The following is a 22,085-nucleotide window of genomic DNA, read 5'->3' on the forward strand; positions in this document are numbered from 1 at the left end:
TATCGGCCGGATGGACGGTTCGGTCAACTCCAGTGGCTGCGCGCGGATTGTCGCTGCGCTGCGATCCTTCGCATCCCCCGACTATCGCCGTAATCGACCAGCGCAGCAATTTCAGGCAATCTGACCGATAAGGCGCTCCAAGGGGAGATGGGCGCCGCCTAGGGGAGGACCGCCATGAGCAAAATGCCGCGCTATGAGGATGCCGCTCAGCGCTTTCGCATCGAAGATGAGATCGCGCGGTTGTATGGCAACCCTGGAACAGGCATCAATGCCTATGTCGAATGCTGCGGCCGCTACACCGGAGAAGACCGGCTGGCGCTGCGCGCGATCTCGGCCGGCGGTGAGCTTCGCGAATTCAGCTTCGACGATCTCGCCGACATGTCGGGGCGCGCCGCCAATGTGCTCAAGGCCGCCGGCGTCGGTGCCGGCGATGTCGTCGCCGGCATGCTGCCGCGCGTCCCCGAACTGGTGGCGCTGATCCTCGGGACGTGGCGCATCGGCGCGGTCTACCAGCCGCTGTTCACCGCCTTCGGTCCGAAAGCCATCGAGCACCGCCTCGGCTATAGCGGCGCCAGGATCGTGGTGACCAACCCGGCCGATCGCGGTAAGCTCGACGAGGTCGAGACATCAGCGCAAATCGCCACCATTCTTGGCAATGGCGATGTGCTGCCTGCAGGCGACATCGATTTCCGCGCCGCGCTTGCCGCCGCCTCGCCCGACTGCCAGCCGGTGATGCGCAAGGGCGACGACTTGTTCATGATGATGTCGACGTCGGGAACGACCGGCCTGCCCAAGGGCGTGCCGGTGCCGCTCCGCGCCCTGCTCGCCTTCGGCGCCTATATGCGTGACGCGATCGGCTTGCTGCCCGACGACATCTTCTGGAACATCGCCGACCCCGGCTGGGCCTACGGCCTCTATTACGCCATCACCGGCCCGTTGCAGCTCGGCATCGCCACGACCTTCCATGAAGGCGCCTTCAACGCCAAGAGCACTTACGACATCATCGAGCGGCTCGGCGTCACCAGCCTTGCCGGCTCGCCGACCGCCTATCGCCTGCTGATGGCGGAAGGCGCGGAAGCTGCGGCCCGCGTCAAAGGCAGACTGCGCGTGGTGAGCAGCGCCGGCGAGCCGCTCAACCCGGAAGTCATCCGCTGGTTCGACGCAAATCTCGCCGCGCCCATTCACGACCATTACGGCCAGACCGAGAACGGCATGATGGTCAACAACCATCATGGGCTCTCGCATGTCGTTCGCGCGGGCTCGGCCGGCTTCGCCATGCCCGGATATCGCATGGTGGTACTGGACGAGGCCGGCAACGAGCTCGGCCCCAACCAGCCCGGCATCCTCGCCGTCGACATCGCGAAGTCGCCGCTGCGCTGGTTCGACGGCTATCACCAAGCCGAGACGCCGGCGATCAGGGGCGGCTACTACCGCACGGGCGACACGGTGGAGTACGAGCCGGACGGTTCGGTCTCCTTCATCGGCCGCGCCGACGATGTCATCACTTCGGCCGGCTATCGCATCGGCCCGTTCGACGTCGAAAGCGCGCTGATCGAGCATCCGGCGGTCAACGAGGCGGCCGTGGTCGGCGTACCCGATCCGCAGCGCACAGAGATCGTCAAGGCCTTCGTCGTGCTGGTGCCGGCTTACAAGGGCAACCCCGACCTCGCCGAAGAGCTTGCCCAGCACGTCAAGAAACGGCTGTCGGCGCACGCCTACCCGCGCGAGGTCGAGTTCATCACCGAACTGCCGAAGACCCCGAGCGGCAAGATCCAGCGCTTCCTGCTGAGGAAGGCGGAGGTGGAGAAGCGCAAGGCGTGACTAGGCGCCAATCTCCCCCCTCGAGGAGGAGATGTCGCCGAAGGCGACAGAGGGGGTCGTTGCGCGTGAAGCGCTAACGTCGTCTCGCGCTGCAAAAGGAGTCAGCGCTTCACGCGCGGCGACCCCCTCTGGCCTGCCGGCCATCTCCCCCTCAAGGGGAGAGATCTGCAGCTCCAACGCCGTCTTTTTTCAGCCCAATGTTGTCATGTATCCTTGGAATCGAACGTAGAGCAGGGTTTATATCATGCGGTGGGTCTGGACGTTTCTGTTTGCGCTGGTGAGCAGCGTGGCTTTCGCGGCCTCGCCGGAGGACGACTATGTGGCCGCGCGTGACAAGGCGATTGCTGATATCGCGGCGCTGAACAGTGCGAACGCGGCAATCGAGACCATCGACGCTGAGAACGAGAAGGCGCTGGCCGACCTCCAGCAGCGTCTTGCCGGCATTATCGGGCCGCTGGCGGTCAAGGACTTTCCGCCAACCGGCACAATCAATATCGAAAGCCTCAGCGACTCCGATATCGGTTATGGCATGCTCGATGGGCTGCGATACACCAAGGGCGACGACGGCCCCAGCCTGGTGGCAACGACGCGAGGGCTGCTGGAGCGCTGGCTCCAGTCCAGAACCGCCGAGACCGACGAAAGTTTCAAACTGCCCGCCGGCATCGATGAGGCGCTTAAGCTCGATGCCTTCTACACCCAGGCGATCAACAGCGACGCCGCCTTCGAGGGAACGCTCGACTTTCCATTGAAGAAGCCCGAGGGCGCCGACATCGCCTTCGCACGGCTCGGCGGCTGGACGCAGGACGTCGGGCCGATCTACGAGCAGGAAGTCGTCGTTACGCTCGTCAAAGGCAACAGCGTGAGAATTATCGCAGCGCCGGCAGCCCCTGCAGTTCCGAAGATCGCCGCCTGCGACGCCGTGTGGGCTGCTGCGGACGCCGCCGCGCAGAAATTCCAGGAGGCCTACCAGGCATCGGACCTGAAGGACGAAAAAGCGTTCGATTCCTCCAACGCCGCCTGGGACAAGGGCGACAGCGACTACCGGGCCTGCATGGCGCAGCGCCTGCCGGCTGACCCGGCTTTCCCGGCGCTGCTCGCCCAGGCGCAGGCGCTGGCCGATCAAATGGCTGGGAAGTAAGCCTACCGCAAGGGCCCGCGCGGCAAGATCAGGCGGCTTGTTGCAATCTCCGACGAATATGACTCGCCGCTGGGTTGCAGAACTCTGCAACCTGGCGTCCTACTTTCGGACACTCATTCAGATTTCGGCTGGACCCTGGCAGCCAAAAGCTTACCGTTTGTTCTCGGATTCGTCTCGAAGCTCAAACTTAAGCTTTAGCTACTATGGTCGACCGAAGGACTACTGTCCTGGAAAGGTCTTCGGATCGAGTTGGCAGGTGCAATGCTCAATTCCGGCCGGTTGAAACGGGCCGTTTTTTCTTCCGCCAACTTGCCGGCGGCGATTGCCTTTGTCGTGCTTCTCGTCTGCGCCCTGGTTGCCGACCAGAGGAACAGAGAGGTCTCCGATCAGCTGGCGCGCGCCGACGTCCTGGCAAAGGTCAACATCATACGCGCCAAGCTCGAAGGCAACATAGGCGGCAATCTCCAGCTGGTTCAGGGTCTCGTTTCGACAATTGTTACCGAGCCCTATATGGGCCAGCAAAGATTTGCGGCACTCGCCCGTAATTTGTTCGAGCAAAAATCGCAGTTGCGCGATATTGCCGGCGCCCCCGACCTCGTCATCGCGCTGATGTATCCGCTGGAAGGCAATGAAAAAGCCATCGGGCTGGACTACCGCAAGAGCGATACGCAACGCATGGCCGCGCTTCGCGCCCGTGACCAGCGCGCGCTGGTGCTCGCCGGGCCGGTCAAACTGGCGCAAGGCGGACGTGGCTTCATCGGCCGTATCCCGGTCTTCGTGCCGACGGCGGGTGGCGGCGACCGTTTCTGGGGTATCGTCTCGGCCGTGATCGATGTCGATCGGCTCTACGCTGCCAGCGGACTGACCGACCCTGATCTGGATATCGATGTGGCGCTTATCGGCAAGGATGCGCTCGGCGGCGGCGGGGAACTGTTCTTCGGCGGCGACAATGTCGTGTCCGGCAATCCGGTGACGGCAGAGGTGCAATTGCCTTCAGGCTCCTGGCAAATTTCGGCCATACCGAAGGGCGGTTGGCCGACCGCTCCGAAAAATGAGTGGCTGTTGCGTCTGCTCATGGCGCTTGCCGGCGCGCTGGTCGTGCTGCCGATCCTCGTGGCAGGACGTCTTTTCGGTGAGCGGCAGAAAAGTGACGCCGAGTTGAGGCGCCTGTCCCGGCGGCTGGAGTTGGCGTTGGAAGCCTCTGCTATAGGCGTGTGGGAGCACGATACCGTCAGCAACGAACTCGTATGGGACGACCGCATCAACGAAATCTATGGCAAACCCGGCGGCGGCAAGACCCGTAGCTATGACGACTGGGCGCTGGCGATCCATCCCGAAGACTTCGAACGGGCTAAAGCAGATTTCGATTCGGCTGTTGCAACACAAGGCCCCTACTCTTCGCAGTATCGGCTCCTGCGGCCGGACGGCACCATTCGCCATGTGCGCACCCGCGCCAGTTTCTTCCGGGACATCGACGGCACGCCAAAAATGATCGGCGCCGAATGGGATGTGACAGGCGACGTGCTGCTCAACGAGAATCTCGTGCGTGAACGTCGCCTTTCAGAATCGAAAAATGCCGAACTGAACCTGGCCAAAGCCCGCATCGAGCATGTCGCGATGCATGATTCGCTGACCGGTCTGCCCAACCGTCGGTATCTGGACGAGATGCTTGCCGAAAACCGCGAAGCCGACGGCCGCGCGGCGTTGCTGCATCTCGACCTTGACCGGTTCAAGCAGATCAACGACACGCTCGGCCATGCAGCGGGCGATGCATTGCTGGTGCATGCTTCGAAAGTCATCAAGGCCAGCGTCGGCAGTGCCGATTTCGTTGCGCGCATCGGCGGCGACGAGTTTGTCGTGCTGAGCCATGGACGCGACGACAAGAAACTCGCCGCGCTGGCCGACCACATTATCGATGCGATGCGCCAGCCGGTCGACTATCTGGGTCACCAGTGCCGGTTCGGCGTCAGCATCGGCATTGCGGCCAATAGCGGCGTCGATGCAAGGCAGTTGCTTGTCAATGCCGATCTGGCGCTGTACCGGGCGAAAGGCCGCGGCCGCAACCGCTACGAGTTTTTCAACGAAGAGCTGCAGAGCGAGATCGTGCGGACCAAGCAGACCGCCGACGAGATTCTGGGCGGGCTCGAGCGGAACGAATTCATCGTCTACTATCAGCCGCAGTTCGACGCCAAGACGCTGGAGATCGTTGGCGTCGAGGCGCTGTCGCGTTGGGATCATCCGCAACGCGGCATGCTGACTCCCGACGCCTACATCAAGGTGGCTGAAGAACTCAATGTCGTGTCGCTTATCGACCGCACCGTCCTGGAGCAGGCGCTCGATAATTTCGAGCGTTGGTCGCGCAGCCACCTCAACATCCCGCGCGTCTCGGTCAACGTTTCCGCCAGGCGCCTGGAAGACAGGGATCTGATCAAGGGTTTGCGCAAGCTTCCCATCAAGGAAGGGACCGTGTCGTTCGAACTGGTGGAGTCGATTTTCCTCGACGAAAACGACGAGCTGGTCAGCTGGAACATCGAACACATCAAGGGGCTCGGCATCGACATCGAGATCGACGATTTCGGCACCGGGCATGCCTCGATCGTCTCGCTGTTGAAGTTGCGGCCGCGTCGCCTCAAGATCGACCGCCAACTGGTCACCCCCATCTCCAGCTCAATCGCACAGCGGCAGCTGGTGTCGTCCATTATCGACATCGGCAAGTCGCTCGGGATCGAAGTGATCGCCGAGGGTGTCGAGACGATGGAGCACGCGCGCATTCTGAAAGAGCTTGGCTGCGATATCCTGCAAGGCTTCCTTTTCGGCTACCCGATGGACGCAAAAGCCTTCAAGACGTTCGCTCAGTCCCGCAAATGGCTGGCGGCGAGCTGACGGACCCGGGGCTTTGTTTGATGCAGAAGCGGACGCAGGAACTGCGTCAGCTGCGCAGGCCCGGCGCTTCCTGCCCGGTGCGCTCGACATATTCGGTGTAGCCACCGCCATAGGTGTGGATGCCTTCGGGTGTCAATTCCAGCACGCGGTTGGAGAGTGCGGCCAGGAAATGGCGGTCGTGCGAGACGAACAGCATCGTGCCTTCGTATTGCGACAGCGCTGTGATCAGCATCTCCTTGGTGGCGATGTCCAAATGGTTGGTCGGCTCGTCCAGCACCAGCAGATTGGGCGGGTCGAACAGCATCAGCGCCATTACCAGGCGCGCCTTTTCGCCGCCCGACAGCACCCGGCATTTCTTCTCGATCTCGTCGCCGGAAAAGCCGAAGCAGCCGGCGAGTGCCCTGAGCGGCGCCTGGCCGGCTTGCGGAAACGCGTCCTCCAGCGTCTGGAACACGGTGCGCTCGCCCTCCAGCACCTCCATGGCGTGCTGGGCGAAATAGCCCATTTTCACACTCGGCCCCCGAGCAACTGTGCCGGCATCCGGGTCAGACGCGCCGGCCACCAGCTTCAGCAGCGTCGACTTGCCGGCGCCGTTGACGCCCATGATGCACCAGCGCTCGCGGCGGCGGACCTGGAAGTCCAGCCCCTCATAGATCGAGCGGCTGCCATAGCCCTTATGGACGTTCTTCAGCGTCACGACATCCTCGCCGCAGCGCGGCGCCGGCTGAAAATCGAAATTCACGATCTGACGGCGCTTGGGCGGCTCGACGCGATCGATCTTGTCGAGCTTCTTCACCCGGCTCTGCACCTGGGCGGCGTGTGACGCCCGCGCCTTGAAGCGCTCGATAAAAGCGATCTCCTTGGCCAGCATGGCCTGCTGGCGCTCGAACTGCGCCTGCTGCTGCTTGTCGGCGATCGCCCGCTGCTGCTGGTAGAATTCGTAATTGCCGGAATAGGCGGTGAGCGAACCGGCGTCGATCTCGACCACCTTGTTGACGATGCGGTTCATGAACTCGCGGTCGTGCGAGGTCATCAGCAGCGCGCCCTCATAACCCTTCAGGAACTGCTCCAGCCAGATCAGGCTTTCGAGATCGAGATGGTTCGACGGCTCGTCGAGCAGCATCACGTCGGGCCGCATCAACAGGATGCGGGCCAGCGCGACGCGCATCTTCCAGCCGCCGGACAGTTTGCCGACATCGCCGTCCATCATTTCCTGGGAAAAGCCGAGGCCGTCGAGCACTTCGCGGGCGCGGCCATCCAGCGCATAGCCGTCGAGTTCCTCGAAACGGTGCTGCGCCTCGCCATATTTCTCGATGATCTCATCCATCCGGTCGGCCTGGTCGGGATCGGCCATGGCCGCCTCGAGTTCCGCCATTTCGGCCGCCACGTCGCTGACCGGCCCGGCGCCGTTCATCACTTCGGCCACAGCACTGTGGCCGGCCATGTCGCCGACATCCTGGCTGAAATAGCCGATGGTGACACCGCGATCGACCTGGACCTGGCCCTCATCAGGCTGCTCCTGGCCGGTAATCATGCGAAACAGCGTCGTCTTGCCGGCGCCGTTCGGCCCGACAAGGCCGACCTTCTCGCCCTTCTGTAGCGAGGCCGAGGCCTCGATGAAGACAAGCTGGCGGCCGTTCTGCTTGCTGATGCTTTCAAGACGGATCATGCGACTGGAAGAACCTTGGAGGATTTTCCCCGGCCCTTACGCGATCGGCCGCGCCAGAGGAAGCGCCCATTTGACGCCGCGCGCAAAAGCCGCTGCGGTCCGCACCTCCAGAATGCAAAACAGCCCGCCGCGCGATTTTGCGCAACGGGCTGTTTTTGAACCAGCTTCTGTACTCAGTTCCGTGCGGGCACTTCCGCTTCTATTGACGGCACCTGCTGGGCGGCGAGCGAGGCGAGCTTGCCCCGTCTGACGAGTGTCGGCTTCTCATAGGATCGTTTCATAAATTCCCCTCTCTTACACAAGCGGAGACTGTTCCGCCGAACTCGCCATGTCAATAAGCAGCCGGTAGTGAAGTGCTTTGGCTGTGTCCGACGAATTGTCACTTCGCGTCGTGGAAAATGATTCCCACCGTATGCCGCCGTCCCGAGCGCAGGCGGCTGACGCCGTGCCTGAGGTTGACGCGGTAATGGCCTTTCGTGCCTTGCACCGGGCGGTTGTGGACAGCAAAGATCACCGCATCGCCCCGGGTCAGCGGCACCACTTCGGCACGGCTTTGCATGCGCGGGCGCTGCTCGGTCAGCACGAATTCGCCGCCGGCGAAATCCTCGCCCGGCTGCGACAACAGGATTGCGACCTGCAACGGAAAAGCGAGGTCGCCATAGAGGTCCTGATGGAGGCAGTTAAAGTCGCCGGGGCCATACTGGAGGAGAAGCGGCGTCGGCCGCGTTTGGCCGCTTTCGTGGCAAAGCTGGAGGAAGGCGGCGTGGTCATCGGGATAGCGCTGTGCCACGCCCATGCGTTCGTTCCAGTCGTTGGCGACGCCGGCCAGCCTCGGATAGAGCGCGGTGCGCAGGCCACCGACCAGATCCGGCAGCGGATAGCGGAAATAGCGGTACTCGCCCTTGCCGAAGCCATGGCGGGCCATCACCACATGGCTGCGGAAATGGTCCTCATGCGGATAGAGACCGGCGATCTCGGTGCACTCCTCGGGTGAAAGCAGCGCCGGCATGACGGTGCTGCCGTGGCTGTTCAGTTCGCCGATCAGAGCACTCCAGTCCTGCGCTGCGACGCGCGCTTCGGCCGAATGGGCTGCGCGTTTGGTGCTTATCGAATGGATGGTCATCGATGCCTCCTTTGATGTGATCAAAGTGGGGCGAACGGCGGGCGTGAACCACCCGATTCCTGCGGAGGTGAAGCGCGATCTTCCCCTTCGCCCCCTGTGGGAGAAGGGAAAACGCGCTTCACCGCTTGCGATACACCTCCAGCTCCGGGTCGAGATCAACGCGCACCGCATTCGTGAACAAGCAGGTCGCCACCATGATGCCGGCGAAGGCGACGAGGTTGACCAGCAGTGTGTCGTCGTAGCTAGCCTTGAGTGCCGCCCAGACATCGTCGGGAACGGCGTTGGTATCGGCAGCGACTGCGTTGCCGAATTCGATCAGCAAAGCTTCTTCAGCGCTGGGCTCGATCGCCTCGGGATCAAGACCGCTGTCGATCAGCGCGCGGCGGAAGAAGGTAAGCGGTATCTCGGCGCGGCATCTCTCGGAGATCGCCAGCGACAACAGCCAGACAGCGCGGTCGTCGAGTGCGGGCTTGAGCAGATCGCGCAGGGTGAACCATTCGGCATAGATGCGGTGGGCCGCCGGTGAATGCAGCAGGATGCGCTTCATGTTGGTCATGCGTCCGCGCAGGCCAAGCTCCCTGTCGTGCTCGGCGCGGATGTCATGCGATGCCGAGGCGTAGTCGATCGGCGGGATCATGGCCATGGGACGGTCCTTGGTTGGTGGCAGCGAGGCATTCTGCGAAGCCCTCACCCAAGCGTCGTATGCAATTGCGGCGCGGCGCGCAGCGTGTTGGACACCGTGCAGATCGCTTCGGCGTCCTCGACGATCCGCTGCTTGGTCGCAGCGTCGAGATCGCCTGAGATGTCGAGCCTGATGTTGAGCCTTTCGACGCGCGACGGTTCGTCCTTCGCCTTCTCGCCGCTGACCTCGGCGCGTACTTCGCCAAGCGCGGCGGCGACGCCGAGGCGTGAGGCGGCGATGCGCGCGCTCAGCACCATGCAGGCGGCGAGCGAGGCGTAGAGCAGGTCGAGCGGATTGAGGCCCGGCGCGCTGACGCCGGTGACGACATCGACTGCACCGCCGGTCGGAGTGGTGATGGAAGGCAAGCCGCCGGGCTGCAGCGTCGCCGTCGCGCCGGTGACGCGGGTCCTGACCTTCAACTCAGCCATCGCAAAAACCTTTCAGCCGGCAGCCCGGCAAAGATCAGGGGCACTGTGGCGCGCACACGAGTGCGATTTGCACACGCGTTGCGGTGCCGAACAACATGCATGTGATTAGACACGACCGGCAAACAGGTGCCTACTGCATTGTCCACGGGGATGCGGATAACCGAGGAGAGGGCCATGATTGCGCTCAATGTAAATGGCGAGGATCGCAGTGTCGACGTGCCGGACGATATGCCATTGCTGTGGGTGCTGCGCGATGTCATCGGCCTGACCGGCACGAAGTTCGGTTGCGGCATCGCCCAGTGCGGCGCCTGCACGGTGCAGCTTGACCGGCAACCGGTGCGATCCTGCGTGTTGCCGGTCGCGTCGGTTGGGTCGCGCCATGTCACCACCGTCGAGGCGATCGGTGCGACGTCGGCGGGCAAAAAAGTGCAACAGGCATGGCTCGACCTTGAAGTGATCCAGTGCGGCTATTGCCAGTCCGGCCAGATCATGTCGGCCTCGGCGCTGCTGGAGCGCAACCCCGACCCGAGCGACAGCGATATCGATGCCGCCATGTCCGGCAATATCTGCAGGTGCGGCACCTACACGCGAATAAGAGCGGCCATAAAACAGGCCGCGAAGGCCTGAGGGAGATAGCCAGCCATGAGCAAGCCGTCCTCCTCCCCCACCCAAAAACTCACCTCGCGCCGTGCCTTCCTGCAGGGCAGCGGCCTTCTGCTCGGCTTCACCATGCTGGGCGCCGGCACCAGGCCCGGTTTTGCCGCCGCCGAACCCGTCGAGGGCGACGTCACCGCCGCCTTTTCACCCGATGCTTTTATCCGCGTCGACAGCGACGGCAAGATCACTTTCATCCTGCCCAACATCGAAATGGGCCAAGGCACGCACACCGGCGAAGCGACGTTGATTGCCGAGGAACTGGAAGTCGGCCTGGACCAGGTGAAGGTCGTCGACGCGCCGCCCAACGACAAGCTGTACGCCACCGCTGCGCTTGGCGGCCAGGCAACGGGCGGCTCGACCTCGATGCGGGCAACCTGGGAATCGCTGCGCAAGGCAGGCGCCGTTGCCCGCACGATGCTGGTTGCGGCAGCAGCCGCGCAATGGGCGGTTCCGATTTCGGAATGCAGCGCCAAGCTTGGCGTGGTCACGCATCTGCCGACAGGCCGGCAGCTGGCCTATGGCGCGCTCGCCGACGCGGCCGGCAAGCAACCGGTGCCGAGCGACGTCAAGCTCAAGGACCCCAAGGATTTCCAGCTAATCGGCAAGTCGCTGCGCCGGGTCGACACGGCGGGCAAGGTCAATGGCGCGGTGGTCTACGGCATCGATGTGCGCGTGCCCGGCATGAAGGTGGCGACGGTCGCCGCCTGTCCGGTGATCGGCGGCAAGCTCGGCGATGTGGACGAGACGGCGGCACGCGCCGTTCCAGGCGTGCGCGATATCGTCAGGCTGGACAATGCGGTCGCCGTGATCGGCGATCATTTCTGGGCGGCCAAGAAAGGCCTCGAGGCCCTCACCATCACCTGGGACGAAGGCGCCAACGCCAGGCTTTCAAGCGACGATATGATGAACACATTGAAGGCTGCGTCCAAAAACAAGACACCGATCATGGCGCGCCAGGAAGGCGACGTCGCCGGCGCGCTGAAAGCCGCCGTCAAGACGGTCGAGGCGAGCTATGAGCTGCCGTTCCTCGCCCATGCGCCGATGGAGCCGGTCAACTGCGTCGTGCATGTGCGCGCCGATGAATGCGAGATCTGGCTCGGCACCCAGGTGCCCACCCAGGCGCAAGGCTGGGCGGCACAGGTCACGGGCTTTCCGCTCGACAAGATCATCGTGCACAATCACCTGATCGGCGGCGGTTTCGGCCGCCGGCTGGTCGCCGAATATGTCGGCCAGGCGGTGGCGATCGCCAAACAGGTGAGCTACCCGGTCAAAGTTATCTGGACGCGTGAAGAAGACATCCAGCACGATCTCTACCGGCCGACCTACTACGACCGGATATCAGCCGGTCTCGGCGCCGACGGCTTGCCAACCGTGTGGATCGACCATGTCGCCGGCGGTTCGGTGTTGGGTAATTACATCCCCGGCGGCTGGCCTCAGGACAAGCTTGACGACGATGCCGTCGAGGGCGCCGCCAAACCGCCCTATGATCTGCCGGTCATCCAGGTCGACTGGGTGCGCGAGGACCCGCCGGTGCCGATCACCTGGTGGCGCGGCGTCGGACCGACGCACAATGTCTTCGTGGTCGAAAGTTTCATGGACGAACTCGCCAATGCGGTGGGCAGGGATCCGGTAGAGTATCGCCGGGCGCTGACGAAGAACCAGCCGCGGGCCGCAGGCGTGCTCGAGCTGGCGGCCGAAAAGTCGGGCTGGGGCTCGCCGCTTCCGGCCGGCAGCGGCCGCGGCATTTCCCTGCACGATGCCTTCGGCAGCTTCATGGCCGCGGTGCTGGAAATCTCGGTGTCAGCGGCCGGCGAGATTACGCTGCAGCGCGCGGTGGTGGCCGTCGATTGCGGCATCGCCATCAACCCAAACACGGTCGAAGCCCAGATCGAAGGCGGGTTGATCTTCGGCCTGTCGGCGGCGCTCTACAGCGGCATCACTTTCAGCAATGGCCGCGTCGACCAGAGTAATTTTCACGACTACCGCATCCTCCGCAACAATGAGGCGCCGAAGATCGAGGTCTATCACGTCAAGAGCCTGGAATCGCCCGGCGGCATCGGCGAGACGGCAACGGTTTCGGCCGGTCCCGCCCTTGCCAACGCGATCTTTGCCGCGACGGGAAAACGCCTGCGCAGCCTGCCCATCGACCGCAACCAGCTGAAGAGCGACGGCGCCGATAAGACCAGCGTGTCGATGGTGCCGCCGCCCTCAGCACCCTTGCTGGCGGTGCTGGCGAACAGCAGGGAGCGCCCGGAGACCGGCATCGAAACCGAAGCCGAAGCGCTGTGAGGGCCAGGCCATGAGAAGCTTGGTCCGCATCCTCCTCGCTGTCGTGGTCGTCATCGCTGTCGGCGTTGCGATCTTCCTGTTCAAGCCGGCGCCGCTGCCGGACGTCTCCGCGGCGGAGGCAAAGCTGCCGGCCGGCCAGGCGCTGATCGATCGCGGCGAATATCTGACGCGCGCGGCCGATTGCGTCGCCTGCCACACAAACGGCGGCGGCACGCCCTATGCCGGGGGCCTTGCCTTCAAACTGCCGTTCGGCACCGTCTATTCCCCAAACATCACCGCCGACAAGGAAACCGGCATCGGCGACTGGAGCGACGCGGAGTTCGTGCGTGCCTTGCATCAGGGCATCGACAAGCAAGGCCGCAATCTCTATCCGGCCTTTTCCTATGCGGCCTACGCCAGGATGACCACCGAAGATGCGCTGGCGATCAAGGCCTATCTGTTCAGCCTGCCGCCGGTGCACGCCGAGGCGCCGAAGAACGATCTGAGTTTTCCGTTCAACCAGCGTTATGTCCTGCGGTTCTGGAACCTGTTGTTCGTTCCCGACGGTCCGTTGCCGCAAGACGAAAAGCAGAGCGCGGAATGGAACCGCGGCGCCTATCTCACCGAAGCGATGGCGCATTGCGGCGAATGCCACACGCCCCGCAACCTGTTCTATGGGCTAGACAACGGCAAGAAATTCGCAGGCGCCGAACTGCAGGGCTGGAAGGCCTACAACATCAGTTCGGACAAGACGACCGGCATCGGCAGCTGGAGCGATGAGCAGTTGTCCAACTATCTGTCCAAGGGTCATGCGGAAGGGCGTGGTGCGGCCACCGGCAGCATGGGCGAAGCCGTCGACTACAGCCTGCGCCATTTGACGCCGGAAGACATCAAGGCGATCGTCGCCTATGTGAAAACCGTGCCGCCGCAAGTCAGCAGCGACAAGGCGATCGTCGAAGTCGAGCCGCCGGCAACACTGACGACGTCCATCGCCTACGCTCCGTCTGCCGATTCAGTGGCGCAAGGCGGGCTCGGCCTGAAGCTGTTCCAGGGCGCCTGTGCCAGCTGTCACGGATGGAACGGCGAAGGGCTGCAGACCCTTATGCGGCGCTGCGCGGCAGCCGCACGGTCAATGACCCCGATGGCACGAACCTCATCCAGGTCATCCTGAAGGGCGCGCATATCACGACGCCGCTCGGCAAGCAGGCGATGCCGGCTTTCGCCAATGCCTATTCGAATGTCGAGATCGCGGCGCTCGGCAACTATGTGCTGGCGCATTTCGGCGGCAAGCAATCCGCCATCACGCCGGCCGACGTCGCCAAGGCGCGGGCGCAGTGAGGACGGCGGTGGTGGTCTCTTGGCTCACCGCCAGCCACGCAAAATGTGTTTCTGGATCTTGCCGGAGGCGGTGCGCGGCAGGGCGTCGGTGAGCAGGAATTCCTTCGGCACCTTGTAGCGGGCGATACGGTCCGCGCAGTGCGCCGCGAGCGCGGCCGGATCGAGGACGCAGCCAGCCTTCAGTACAACGAAGGCGCGACCGACCTCGCCCCAGCGCCCGTCGGCGATGCCGATGACGGCGACGTCCGAAATGTCGGGATGATCGAGCAGCGCCATCTCGACCTCGGCTGGATAGACGTTCTCGCCGCCCGAAATGAACATGTCCTTGCGGCGGTCGACGAGGGTGACGAAACCATCTTCGTCGCGGCGCGCAATGTCGCCGGTGCGGAACCAGCCATCCGATGTAAAGGCCTGCGCCGTCTCATCGGGCCGGTTCCAGTAGCCCGGCGTGACATTGGGGCCTGACAGCCATATCTCACCCGGCTCGCCGGCTGCGGCGTCCTGGCCATCTTCGTCCACGATGCGCAGCGACAAAGACGGCGCCGGCAGGCCGGCGGAGCCGGCCTTGCGGGCGATCTGGTGTGCCTCGACCGGCATGCCGAGCACGGTGCCGGCTTCGGTCATGCCGAAGCCGTCGACCATGCGCACGCCCTGCTCCAGCCACCAAAGGATGTCGGCGGCGGGATTGGGCGCGCCACCGGTAAAGATGGCCGTCAGCGTGGTCCAGTTCGCCGGCGCGAACGCGGTGCCGTCGCGCAGCATCCGTGCCATTTGCGGGACGCAGAAATAGTGGGTGACGCCGAGGTCCGGGTCTGCCAGACGGCGGTTGGTGAGACCGGCCTCGAAGCCGGGCGAGATCAGCACGGTGCCGCCCTGCAGCAAGGGCGGACGCAGGCTGGTGATGAGGCCTATGACATGGAACATCGGCGCGTCGCAGAGGAAGATGCTGGAATTGCCGACCCGCCCCAGCACGCCGAAATTGACCGCGGTGGCGAACGCATTGGCCTCGGTCAGGATGACACCCTTGGGCCGGCCCGATGTGCCGGAGGTGTAGAGGATGATCGACGGTACATCGCCCGCCGGCAAAGCGCGTCGTAGCGCGGGCGCTTGCGCTTCGACCGCCGCGGCAAAGGCCCTGACCTCCACAGGTACACAGCCTTTTGGCAGCGCCGTAATCAGCGCCGCGTCGTGCAGCAGCAGCACCGGCTCGCAATCGGCCAGGACCGTCTGCTGCTCGACGGCGGAAAGGCGCCAGTTGACCGGCACGAAGATGGCGCCGAGCCGCATGGCGGCCTGCTGAGCGATGAGTAGATCGGCGCTGTTGCGGGCGAGCGTCGCGATGCGTTGTCCCGGCTCGATGCCGTAGTCTTCCAGCACAGCCATGGCGCGCTGGATGGCCTCGTCGAGCCCGCGATACGTCCAACGCCGCCCGGAAGCCAGGTCGACGCAAGCGAGGCGCTCGGGCTGCGTCGCGGCATGCAAGGCCACGGGATCGGGCGTCGTCCAGGCCGGCATCTCGCTTCTCCTCCCCGATTGGATATTGGCTGATCACCTCGCCTTGTCATAGGCGCCGAGCCCGGGCTTGTAGCTCTTTTCGTCGATGAACTGGCGGATGCCTTCCTTGCGGCCGTCATTGTCGAAGGAATTGGCCGCTTCCTGCGCGCGCACCAGATAGTCCTCGGCATTGTCATAGGTCATCTCGCCGACGCGGCGGATGGCGTCCTTTGTCGCCTTCAGCGCCACCGGGTTTTTCTTCAGCAGGATGTTCGCCACCTCGGTAACTCGTGGCTTCAGCTCCGCCAGCGGCAGGCTTTCATTGACCAGCTTCCAGGCCGCCGCCTTCCTGCCGTCGATCAGCTCGCCGGTCAGCGCGTGATACATGGCGTCGCGCATCGACAGGAGATCGACCACCACCTTGGTGGCGCCGCCGCCGGGCAGGATACCCCAGTTGATCTCCGACAGAGCGAATTGCGCCTCGTCGGCGGCGAAAGCGAGGTCGCAGGCAAACAGCGGGCCGTAGCCGCCGCCAAAGCACCAGCCATTGACCATGGCGATGGTCGGCTTGCGATACCAGCGCAGCCGCCGCCACCAGCCATAGGCCTCGCCTTGCGCCTTGCGGACGGCGCCCAGCCCCTTGGCCTCGGTCTCGCGGAAATACTCCTTGAGGTCCATGCCAGCCGACCACGCACTGCCCTCGCCCGACAGCACCAGCACGCCGACATCATCGCGGTATTCCAGCTGGTCGAGCACCTTCATCATGCGCCGGTTGAGCGCCGGGTTCATGCAATTTCGTTTTTCAGGCCGGTTGAAGCGCACCCAGGCGATGCCATCCTCGATGTCGAAGGCAACGGTCTCTTCGGTCATGGCAACTCTCCTCCGGCTTGCGTTCCTGTGTGGCGGGGAGAAGAGTTGTGCTCTTCCCCTGCATCAATCGCTATGTGACATAGCTTTTAGAACTGCTATGTTGCATAGTCTTTTTTGCTTGACAAGAACCTTGGTCGCAGCGATCGGTTGCAGCATGGACGAGACATCGGACCGCAGCGGCAAGGTGGCTAGGGTGGCGCCTGAAGACAGGCTCGACGCACAGATCGGCTACAATCTGCGGCGAGCTTCGACCCTGGCGCTCAATGATTTCACCGCCGAGATGGCCGATGCCTCACTGCGCCCGGTCACCTACGGGATGCTGGCGCTGATCGACGAACGGCCCGGCATCAGCGCCGCCGAGCTTTGCCGCCGGCTCGGCATGAAAAGCGCCAACATGGCGCCGCTGCTGGCCGAACTCGAGGAGCGCGGGCTGGTCGACCGCGACGACCATGCGCAGGACAGGCGCATGCAGGTGCTCGCTCTGACCAAGGCAGCCAAAGCCGTCATGCCGGCATGGCGGCTCAAAGTGCGCAACCACGAGGACCGGTTCCTGCAACGGCTGACGAAAAAAGATCGGGCAACACTGCTGCGGCTGTTACGGCTGATCTGGAGCGACGAAGACTGAAGGCAGGCCGAGCGGCGGCGCTGAAACTGCCAATCTCCCGCTCAGGTGGATGTCCGGCAGGATAGAGAGCGCGAGAAGGATTGCAGCGTTGCAACGAGTGCCCTGCGCAACACCCTGTCAGCAATCTTCACCACGCCCGTTCCCTCTCCGCCCTGCCCTTTGCTAGGCTCGCCCATCGGCAACAGGATCGCGAGAGCCATGATCGTCCAGACCTGCATCAACGGCGCGCGCGCCGCCGATTTTCACCCCACGCTGCCGCTCGACGCCGAGGCCATGGCGCGCGACGGCGCGGCCTCTGTCGCCGCGGGTGCGGCCGAGCTGCATGTCCATGCCCGCGGAGCGGACCGCCGCGAGAGCCTTGCGCCGGCAGCGATGGACCTGACGATCGCAGGGCTGCGCCGTGCCTGCCCTGGTACGCTGATCGGCGTCTCCACCGGCGCCTGGATCGAGAATGACGATACAAGCACGCTGGTCGCCATCGCCGGCTGGCGCGAATTGCCGGACTATGCCTCGGTCAATCTCAGCGAGGCGGCGGCACCGATCGTCATGGAGAGCCTGCGCCAGCGCGGCATCGGCATCGAGGCGGGTCTGGCGTCGGTCGCCGACGCCGAGCGGCTGGTCGGCCTCGACCATGGCGGGCGCGTGCTGCGCGTGCTGATCGAGATTTCCGAGCAGACGCTAGACGAGGCTTTTGCGGTCGCTGGCGGCATCGAACAGGTCCTGGAGCGCGCCGGCATTCGCCGTGCCATCCTGCTGCATGGCGAGAACGCGACGGTGTGGCCGTTCGTGCGCCGTGCCGCGGATCGCGACTGGTCGACGCGCGTCGGGCTGGAGGATGGGAAGCATCTGCCGGATGGCACGGTTGCGGCCGGCAATGCCGCGCTGACGGCGGCAGCGGTGGCGATCTTCCAGGCCGGGCGATAGCGCATACAAGCAGCGCGCCAAGGCATCGCCGAGACGATGGCGATCGCAAGGCCCGGGCCGCGAAAGTCGGTGAAAGCTATTCAAATTTTATGTATTAATTAAACCGGCAGTTAATCGTCGCATCAACGATCTCATCTGTGTTAATATTCTCCGGCATCGGGGACATTTTTTAATGAACGTCATTCCGGATAATGATCACGCTGCGCCGCGTCGGATTCAACAATATACATCGATACAGACCCTGCGGGGGCTAGCAGCCCTAATGGTTGTTATCTATCATCTTCCGGCCGCACTAGGCGTGCTCGATTTGCCTATTCCCATTCTAAACAGCGGCGTCGACCTGTTTTTCGTCATCAGCGGTTTTGTCATGGTTCTCTCGACGGAGAACAGACATCGCGACCACCGTGCTTTTTTGATGCAGCGGTTCACGCGCGTCGTTCCGTTCTATTGGGTCATGACCTTCCTCATGGTCGCCGCACTTTGGCTGTTTGCCGGTCGTGGAGTGTCCTTTGAGCAGATTACCAATAGCCTGCTTTTCGTGCCCTATCTCGATACGGCCACAGGCTATGTCCAGCCAGTGCTTGGTGTGGGTTGGACGCTCAATCTGGAAATCCTGTTTACATTCTGTTCGCGGCGACTATGGGTTTTGGTGCGCTGACGCAAATGGCCACGATTGGCGTTGTCTTTGCAATCGCCGTAGCCGCACGCATTATCTTCAAACCCGCCGCCGACACTGTGCTGTTTTTCTATACCACGCCAATCCTGTTTGAGTTCCTTGCCGGCATGGCTGTCGGCCATCTGGTCGGCAGACTGGTGCGTTTGCCCGCTTTCCTGGGTGCCTCGGCTGTCGGGTTCGCTATTGTGTCCACACTGGTGATGGTACTTGGCTTCAACTTGCCGCGAACCCTTGCTCAAGGTATCCCGGCGCTGATCCTTGTCGCGGGTTGCATCAGCCTGGAGAGCTACTTCCGACTTTTTGCTCCTCGCGTGCTGGCAAGGCTGGGAGATGCTTCCTACTCTCTCTATCTGACCCATCCTATCGTGCTGCTCGCGATCGCTCCTGTCGTTGCAACCGCCAATGTGTCACCATGGCTTGCAAGCATAGCTATTGTCACCGCCTGCATCGCCGTGTCCCTGGCGAGTTATAGTTTTATCGAAAGGCCGCTTTTGGCCATGTCGCGAATGAGCCTCTCCGCTTATCAGGTGAAGGCGTGAGTTGCGGCTACGCCGCAGCTCGGTCGGCCTGCCATTCGGGTGCGTTGCTCACTACGACCTACCGTCGCGTTCAAGCGACCACGGCCGCGGCAAGATCGTCTTCGAACTCCGTCACCTAGTGCTGTCGCGCACATCCTCGACTGCCCAAAAATGTGCAGCGGTTTTGGGACGACATGCATCCTGTCTTGCCTGAACGCACACGGGAACTGGCACAGAGGGATGACATAGCTCTTGCTGCTGTTAAAAATTTCCCATAATGTATTTTTCATATCCGAAAGAAAATCCCATCGTTTCTTTCCCTTTATGAAAGCCTTGCCTTTTGCGTGAGCATCTCGATCAAACCGATCGACGGCTGGTAAAGCTGTTGTCGCAGGATGCCCAGCCCGGCATCAACCGGCTCGCCGAGACGATGGCGATCTCGGTGCCGACGGTGCGCTCAAGGCTGCGCAATCTGCTCGACCGCAACCTCTTGAAGATCGTCGGGCTGCTCAATCTGACCGAACGCCCCGAGCTGATCTCGGCCATTGTCGGCATCAATGCGCAGGGACGTGGCCGCGCCCGGGAACTGGCGCAGCGCATTGCCGAACTGCCTTTCGTCAACTCGGCCTCGGTGGTTACCGGGCGCTTCGACATCATTGTCGATGTCACCGTGGCCGGCGATGTCGCCGACCTCTACCGCATCACCAGCGAGCTGATCCCCGGCGCCGGCATTCCCGGCGAAGTCGTGCGCAGCGAAACCTTCGTCGTCATGGCTTCATGCAACAAATGGGTCAGCCTTCCCGAAGGCTGCTGGTCGGAAGAAACACCGTCGCGCAAGGAGCCGGCATGAGAATAGCTGTTCTCGGCGGCCTCGGCCTGCAGGGACGGGCGGCCATCGCCGATCTCGTCGCCAGCGCCGGCGTCGAGGAAGTCGTCTGCGTCGATACGTCGGCCGACGGCCCTGCTCGGCTTGCCGGGCTGACCGACCTTTCCCGCGTGCGTTTCGTCATGCCCGAGGGCGCGATCGGTCCGGCGCTTGCCACCGTGCTGGCGGATGTCGACGCCGCCATCGATCTGCTGCCGCAGCCATTGATGCGCGAGGCGGTGCAGGCCGCGATCGCAACGCGCACGCCGCTGGTCACCACCAATTACGGCAAGGCGATTGCCGATCTGGCGCAGGAGGCTGAACAGGCCGGCGTTTCGATCATGACCGAATGCGGGCTCGACCCCGGCATCGACCTCGTGCTCTACGCGCGCGCCGCAAAGCAGTTCTCTACGATTTCTTCGATCGATTCCTATTGCGGCGGCATCCCCGAACCGAAGGCGATGGCCAAGCCGCTCTGCTACAAGGTGAGCTGGAATTTCGACATGGTTCTGGTCAGCCAGAACCGCGACAGCGTGATGATCGAGCATGGCAAGCGCGTCGAAGTGCCGGCCGGCCGACAGCACGACAATGCCTTCATCCACGAAATCGAGGTCGCGGGCCTTGGCCGACTGGAAGCTTTCCCCAATGGCGACGCGCTGCACTATGTCGAGATGCTGGCGGCCGCCAAGGGATTGCAACGCTCGGGCCGCTATACACTGCGCTGGCCGGGATGGTCGGCGTTCTGGGCGCCGCTGAAGGAACTCGGCTTCCTCTCCGAAGACAAGGTGCCCGGCACCGGCGCCAGCCCGCGCGAATTTCTCGGCCGTCTGCTCGGCCCGCAACTGCAATATGGCGCCGACGAGAAGGACCTTTGCGTGATGCGCAATGTCTTTTCCGGTCTCGAGGGTGGCCGCGCCAAAACGGTGACGTCGGACCTGATCATCGAACGCGACCTGGCATCCGGCCTGTTCGGCATGAGCCTCGGCGTCGGCTATCCCGCCAGCATCGTCGCGCAAATGCTGGCGCGGCGCGAGATCGCCACACCTGGCCTGCTCAACCCGCTGCTGCATGTGCCGGACGAACCCTTCTTCGACGAGCTGGCCAGGCGTGGCATCAAGGTGACCGAAACGGTGGCCCGGGACTGAGGATTTTCGAACGGTGGCTGCCGCCGGCAAACGGTGCTGCCGCTCAAAAAACACCCAAAAGGGTGGAATAACAAAGTGGAACAACAACGATAACAGGAGGAATGCCAAATGAAGATTGCCAAGCTTTTCATCGCCGGACTTGCGCTTGCGGGCCTGACCGCTGCTGCCAGTGCCGGAACCCTCGACGAGATCACCAAGCGCGGCGAACTGCGCGTCGCGGTGCAGACGCAGGGACCGCCCTTCTCGCTGGTCGGCGCCAATGGCGAACGCACCGGCAGTTCGGTCGAACTCGCCGAGCTGATGGCCAAGGAAATGGGCGTCAAGATCACCTTCCTCGACTATGACTGGGACGGGCTGATCCCGGCGCTGCTTTCGGGCAAGGCCGACCTGCTCGTCGCCGACATGACGCCGACGCTGGCGCGCGGCATGAAGGTCGCCTTCACCACACCTTACATGTATACGGGCAGCACCGTCTTCACCAAGGCCGGCAGCAAGTTCAAGACAACCGAGGACTGCAAGGCCAAGGGCACCAAGATCGCCGTGCTGTTGGGCGCCACCGGCGAAAAGGAAGCCAAAAACGCCTTCCCGGATGCCGACATCAAGAGCTACAAGGGCGGCGGCCCGCTGCTGCTCGACGCGGTCAACAACGGCCAGGCCGATTGCGGTGTCAACGACGTCTCGGCGGTCAAGGGTCAGTCGACAGCCTATCCCGCCGGCACCTTCACCATCATGCCGGACCTGTTGTCGAAGGAGCCGCTTGCCTTCGCCACCCGCTACGACGAGCCGGACCTGTTGATCTGGATGAACCTGTTCCTCAACCAGGTCAGCATCGACGGACGCCTGCAGAAGAACCTAGACTACTGGGTCAATTCCGACGCCTGGAAGAAGGATCACTAAGCAGAGGTAAGCAGGGAGTAGTGAGTAGGAAGTAGTGAATGGTGAATGGTGAATGGCCATTCCG

General features: G+C 63.2%; 18 protein-coding genes and 1 pseudogene. 13 read left to right on the plus strand and 6 right to left on the minus strand.

From position 1 onward, the window contains the following. The first annotated feature begins 174 nt into the window (after positions 1-174). The 3 genes from NKH22_RS27600 to NKH22_RS27610 all read left to right on the plus strand — a co-directional run bounded on the left by NKH22_RS27600 (position 175) and on the right by NKH22_RS27610 (position 5,842). Complete coding sequence (locus NKH22_RS27600; RefSeq protein WP_352911822.1) at positions 175-1,821, plus strand: acyl-CoA synthetase; 1,647 nt, start codon at positions 175-177, stop codon at positions 1,819-1,821. A gap of 244 nt (positions 1,822-2,065) precedes the next feature. Next, positions 2,066-2,959: a hypothetical protein gene (locus tag NKH22_RS27605; RefSeq protein WP_352911824.1), complete on the plus strand. Its 894-nt coding sequence runs from the start codon at positions 2,066-2,068 to the stop codon at positions 2,957-2,959. 261 nt (positions 2,960-3,220) lie between these two features. Continuing rightward, positions 3,221-5,842, plus strand: a complete 2,622-nt coding sequence (locus tag NKH22_RS27610) for a bifunctional diguanylate cyclase/phosphodiesterase (RefSeq protein WP_031198095.1) — start codon at positions 3,221-3,223, stop codon at positions 5,840-5,842. 46 nt (positions 5,843-5,888) lie between these two features. Here NKH22_RS27610 and NKH22_RS27615 read toward each other — a convergent pair whose 3' ends face one another. The 4 genes from NKH22_RS27615 to NKH22_RS27630 form a co-directional block, all read right to left on the minus strand. Then, positions 5,889-7,511 (minus strand): ABC-F family ATP-binding cassette domain-containing protein, encoded by a 1,623-nt coding sequence (locus tag NKH22_RS27615; RefSeq protein ID WP_023821278.1) that lies wholly within the window; start codon positions 7,509-7,511, stop codon positions 5,889-5,891. Between the two features lie 379 nt (positions 7,512-7,890). Then, entirely contained in the window at positions 7,891-8,634 is a 744-nt protein-coding gene (locus tag NKH22_RS27620; protein WP_023821279.1) for a 2OG-Fe(II) oxygenase, read from the minus strand. A 118-nt stretch (positions 8,635-8,752) separates the two neighbouring features. After that, positions 8,753-9,277 carry a carboxymuconolactone decarboxylase family protein gene (locus NKH22_RS27625; RefSeq protein WP_352911827.1) on the minus strand — a complete coding sequence of 175 codons (525 nt, stop codon included), beginning with the start codon at positions 9,275-9,277 and terminating at the stop codon, positions 8,753-8,755. A gap of 44 nt (positions 9,278-9,321) precedes the next feature. Further along, complete coding sequence (locus NKH22_RS27630; RefSeq protein WP_023693893.1) at positions 9,322-9,744, minus strand: OsmC family protein; 423 nt, start codon at positions 9,742-9,744, stop codon at positions 9,322-9,324. A gap of 174 nt (positions 9,745-9,918) precedes the next feature. Between NKH22_RS27630 and NKH22_RS27635 the strand changes: the two genes are divergently transcribed. The 3 genes and pseudogenes from NKH22_RS27635 to NKH22_RS27645 all read left to right on the plus strand — a co-directional run bounded on the left by NKH22_RS27635 (position 9,919) and on the right by NKH22_RS27645 (position 14,007). Further along, positions 9,919-10,371 (plus strand): (2Fe-2S)-binding protein, encoded by a 453-nt coding sequence (locus NKH22_RS27635; protein ID WP_031208662.1) that lies wholly within the window; start codon positions 9,919-9,921, stop codon positions 10,369-10,371. A 15-nt stretch (positions 10,372-10,386) separates the two neighbouring features. Beyond that, positions 10,387-12,690: a xanthine dehydrogenase family protein molybdopterin-binding subunit gene (locus NKH22_RS27640; protein ID WP_352911830.1), complete on the plus strand. Its 2,304-nt coding sequence runs from the start codon at positions 10,387-10,389 to the stop codon at positions 12,688-12,690. 10 nt (positions 12,691-12,700) lie between these two features. Then, a pseudogene (locus NKH22_RS27645) lies at positions 12,701-14,007 on the plus strand (c-type cytochrome). Positions 14,008-14,031: 24 nt separating this feature from the next. Here NKH22_RS27645 and NKH22_RS27655 read toward each other — a convergent pair. Further along, on the minus strand, positions 14,032-15,522 hold the full coding sequence (locus NKH22_RS27655; protein ID WP_352911837.1) for an AMP-binding protein: 1,491 nt from the start codon (positions 15,520-15,522) through the stop codon (positions 14,032-14,034). 33 nt (positions 15,523-15,555) lie between these two features. Further along, the gene (locus tag NKH22_RS27660) at positions 15,556-16,371 is read right to left on the minus strand and encodes a p-hydroxycinnamoyl CoA hydratase/lyase (RefSeq protein ID WP_023693896.1); all 816 of its coding nucleotides are present in this window, start codon (positions 16,369-16,371) and stop codon (positions 15,556-15,558) included. A gap of 154 nt (positions 16,372-16,525) precedes the next feature. Here NKH22_RS27660 and NKH22_RS27665 point away from each other — a divergent pair, with 154 nt between their 5' ends. The 7 genes from NKH22_RS27665 (at position 16,526) to NKH22_RS27695 (ending at position 22,021) form a co-directional block, all read left to right on the plus strand. Beyond that, a complete protein-coding gene (locus tag NKH22_RS27665) occupies positions 16,526-16,996 on the plus strand; it encodes a MarR family winged helix-turn-helix transcriptional regulator (RefSeq protein ID WP_352911840.1) in 471 nt (156 codons plus the stop codon). A gap of 198 nt (positions 16,997-17,194) precedes the next feature. After that, on the plus strand, positions 17,195-17,920 hold the full coding sequence (locus NKH22_RS27670; RefSeq protein WP_352911843.1) for a 3-keto-5-aminohexanoate cleavage protein: 726 nt from the start codon (positions 17,195-17,197) through the stop codon (positions 17,918-17,920). Positions 17,921-18,092: 172 nt separating this feature from the next. Continuing rightward, a complete protein-coding gene (locus NKH22_RS27675) occupies positions 18,093-18,578 on the plus strand; it encodes an acyltransferase family protein (RefSeq protein WP_352911846.1) in 486 nt (161 codons plus the stop codon). Then, positions 18,560-19,135 (plus strand): acyltransferase family protein, encoded by a 576-nt coding sequence (locus tag NKH22_RS27680; RefSeq protein ID WP_081726180.1) that lies wholly within the window; start codon positions 18,560-18,562, stop codon positions 19,133-19,135. The genes NKH22_RS27675 and NKH22_RS27680 overlap by 19 nt, the downstream gene beginning before the upstream one ends. A 319-nt stretch (positions 19,136-19,454) precedes the next feature. After that, the gene (locus NKH22_RS27685; RefSeq protein WP_023670324.1) at positions 19,455-19,964 is read left to right on the plus strand and encodes an Lrp/AsnC family transcriptional regulator; all 510 of its coding nucleotides are present in this window, start codon (positions 19,455-19,457) and stop codon (positions 19,962-19,964) included. Continuing rightward, a complete protein-coding gene (locus NKH22_RS27690; RefSeq protein WP_023693900.1) occupies positions 19,961-21,124 on the plus strand; it encodes a saccharopine dehydrogenase family protein in 1,164 nt (387 codons plus the stop codon). Before NKH22_RS27685 ends, NKH22_RS27690 begins: the two co-directional genes overlap by 4 nt. Before the next feature lie 108 nt (positions 21,125-21,232). Next, positions 21,233-22,021, plus strand: coding sequence for an ABC transporter substrate-binding protein (locus NKH22_RS27695; RefSeq protein WP_023693901.1), 789 nt, complete (start codon positions 21,233-21,235; stop codon positions 22,019-22,021). Positions 22,022-22,085 lie beyond the last annotated feature (64 nt).

This window comes from Mesorhizobium sp. M1252, assembly GCF_040318265.1.
Classification (GTDB): Bacteria; Pseudomonadota; Alphaproteobacteria; order Rhizobiales; family Rhizobiaceae; genus Mesorhizobium.

What these genes read in the sequence shown, in the direction of transcription:
- NKH22_RS27690 (WP_023693900.1), top strand. Translation starts at nt 19,961, where the DNA reads ATGAGAATAGCTGTTCTCGGCGGCCTCGGCCTGCAGGGACGGGCGGCC.
- NKH22_RS27670 (WP_352911843.1), top strand. Translation starts at nt 17,195, where the DNA reads ATGATCGTCCAGACCTGCATCAACGGCGCGCGCGCCGCCGATTTTCAC.
- NKH22_RS27625 (WP_352911827.1), bottom strand. Translation starts at nt 9,277, where the DNA reads ATGGCCATGATCCCGCCGATCGACTACGCCTCGGCATCGCATGACATC.
- NKH22_RS27605 (WP_352911824.1), top strand. Translation starts at nt 2,066, where the DNA reads ATGCGGTGGGTCTGGACGTTTCTGTTTGCGCTGGTGAGCAGCGTGGCT.
- NKH22_RS27665 (WP_352911840.1), top strand. Translation starts at nt 16,526, where the DNA reads ATGGACGAGACATCGGACCGCAGCGGCAAGGTGGCTAGGGTGGCGCCT.
- NKH22_RS27600 (WP_352911822.1), top strand. Translation starts at nt 175, where the DNA reads ATGAGCAAAATGCCGCGCTATGAGGATGCCGCTCAGCGCTTTCGCATC.
- NKH22_RS27615 (WP_023821278.1), bottom strand. Translation starts at nt 7,511, where the DNA reads ATGATCCGTCTTGAAAGCATCAGCAAGCAGAACGGCCGCCAGCTTGTC.
- NKH22_RS27620 (WP_023821279.1), bottom strand. Translation starts at nt 8,634, where the DNA reads ATGACCATCCATTCGATAAGCACCAAACGCGCAGCCCATTCGGCCGAA.
- NKH22_RS27610 (WP_031198095.1), top strand. Translation starts at nt 3,221, where the DNA reads ATGCTCAATTCCGGCCGGTTGAAACGGGCCGTTTTTTCTTCCGCCAAC.
- NKH22_RS27655 (WP_352911837.1), bottom strand. Translation starts at nt 15,522, where the DNA reads ATGCCGGCCTGGACGACGCCCGATCCCGTGGCCTTGCATGCCGCGACG.
- NKH22_RS27630 (WP_023693893.1), bottom strand. Translation starts at nt 9,744, where the DNA reads ATGGCTGAGTTGAAGGTCAGGACCCGCGTCACCGGCGCGACGGCGACG.
- NKH22_RS27680 (WP_081726180.1), top strand. Translation starts at nt 18,560, where the DNA reads ATGGGTTTTGGTGCGCTGACGCAAATGGCCACGATTGGCGTTGTCTTT.
- NKH22_RS27660 (WP_023693896.1), bottom strand. Translation starts at nt 16,371, where the DNA reads ATGACCGAAGAGACCGTTGCCTTCGACATCGAGGATGGCATCGCCTGG.
- NKH22_RS27675 (WP_352911846.1), top strand. Translation starts at nt 18,093, where the DNA reads ATGAACGTCATTCCGGATAATGATCACGCTGCGCCGCGTCGGATTCAA.
- NKH22_RS27695 (WP_023693901.1), top strand. Translation starts at nt 21,233, where the DNA reads ATGAAGATTGCCAAGCTTTTCATCGCCGGACTTGCGCTTGCGGGCCTG.
- NKH22_RS27635 (WP_031208662.1), top strand. Translation starts at nt 9,919, where the DNA reads ATGATTGCGCTCAATGTAAATGGCGAGGATCGCAGTGTCGACGTGCCG.
- NKH22_RS27640 (WP_352911830.1), top strand. Translation starts at nt 10,387, where the DNA reads ATGAGCAAGCCGTCCTCCTCCCCCACCCAAAAACTCACCTCGCGCCGT.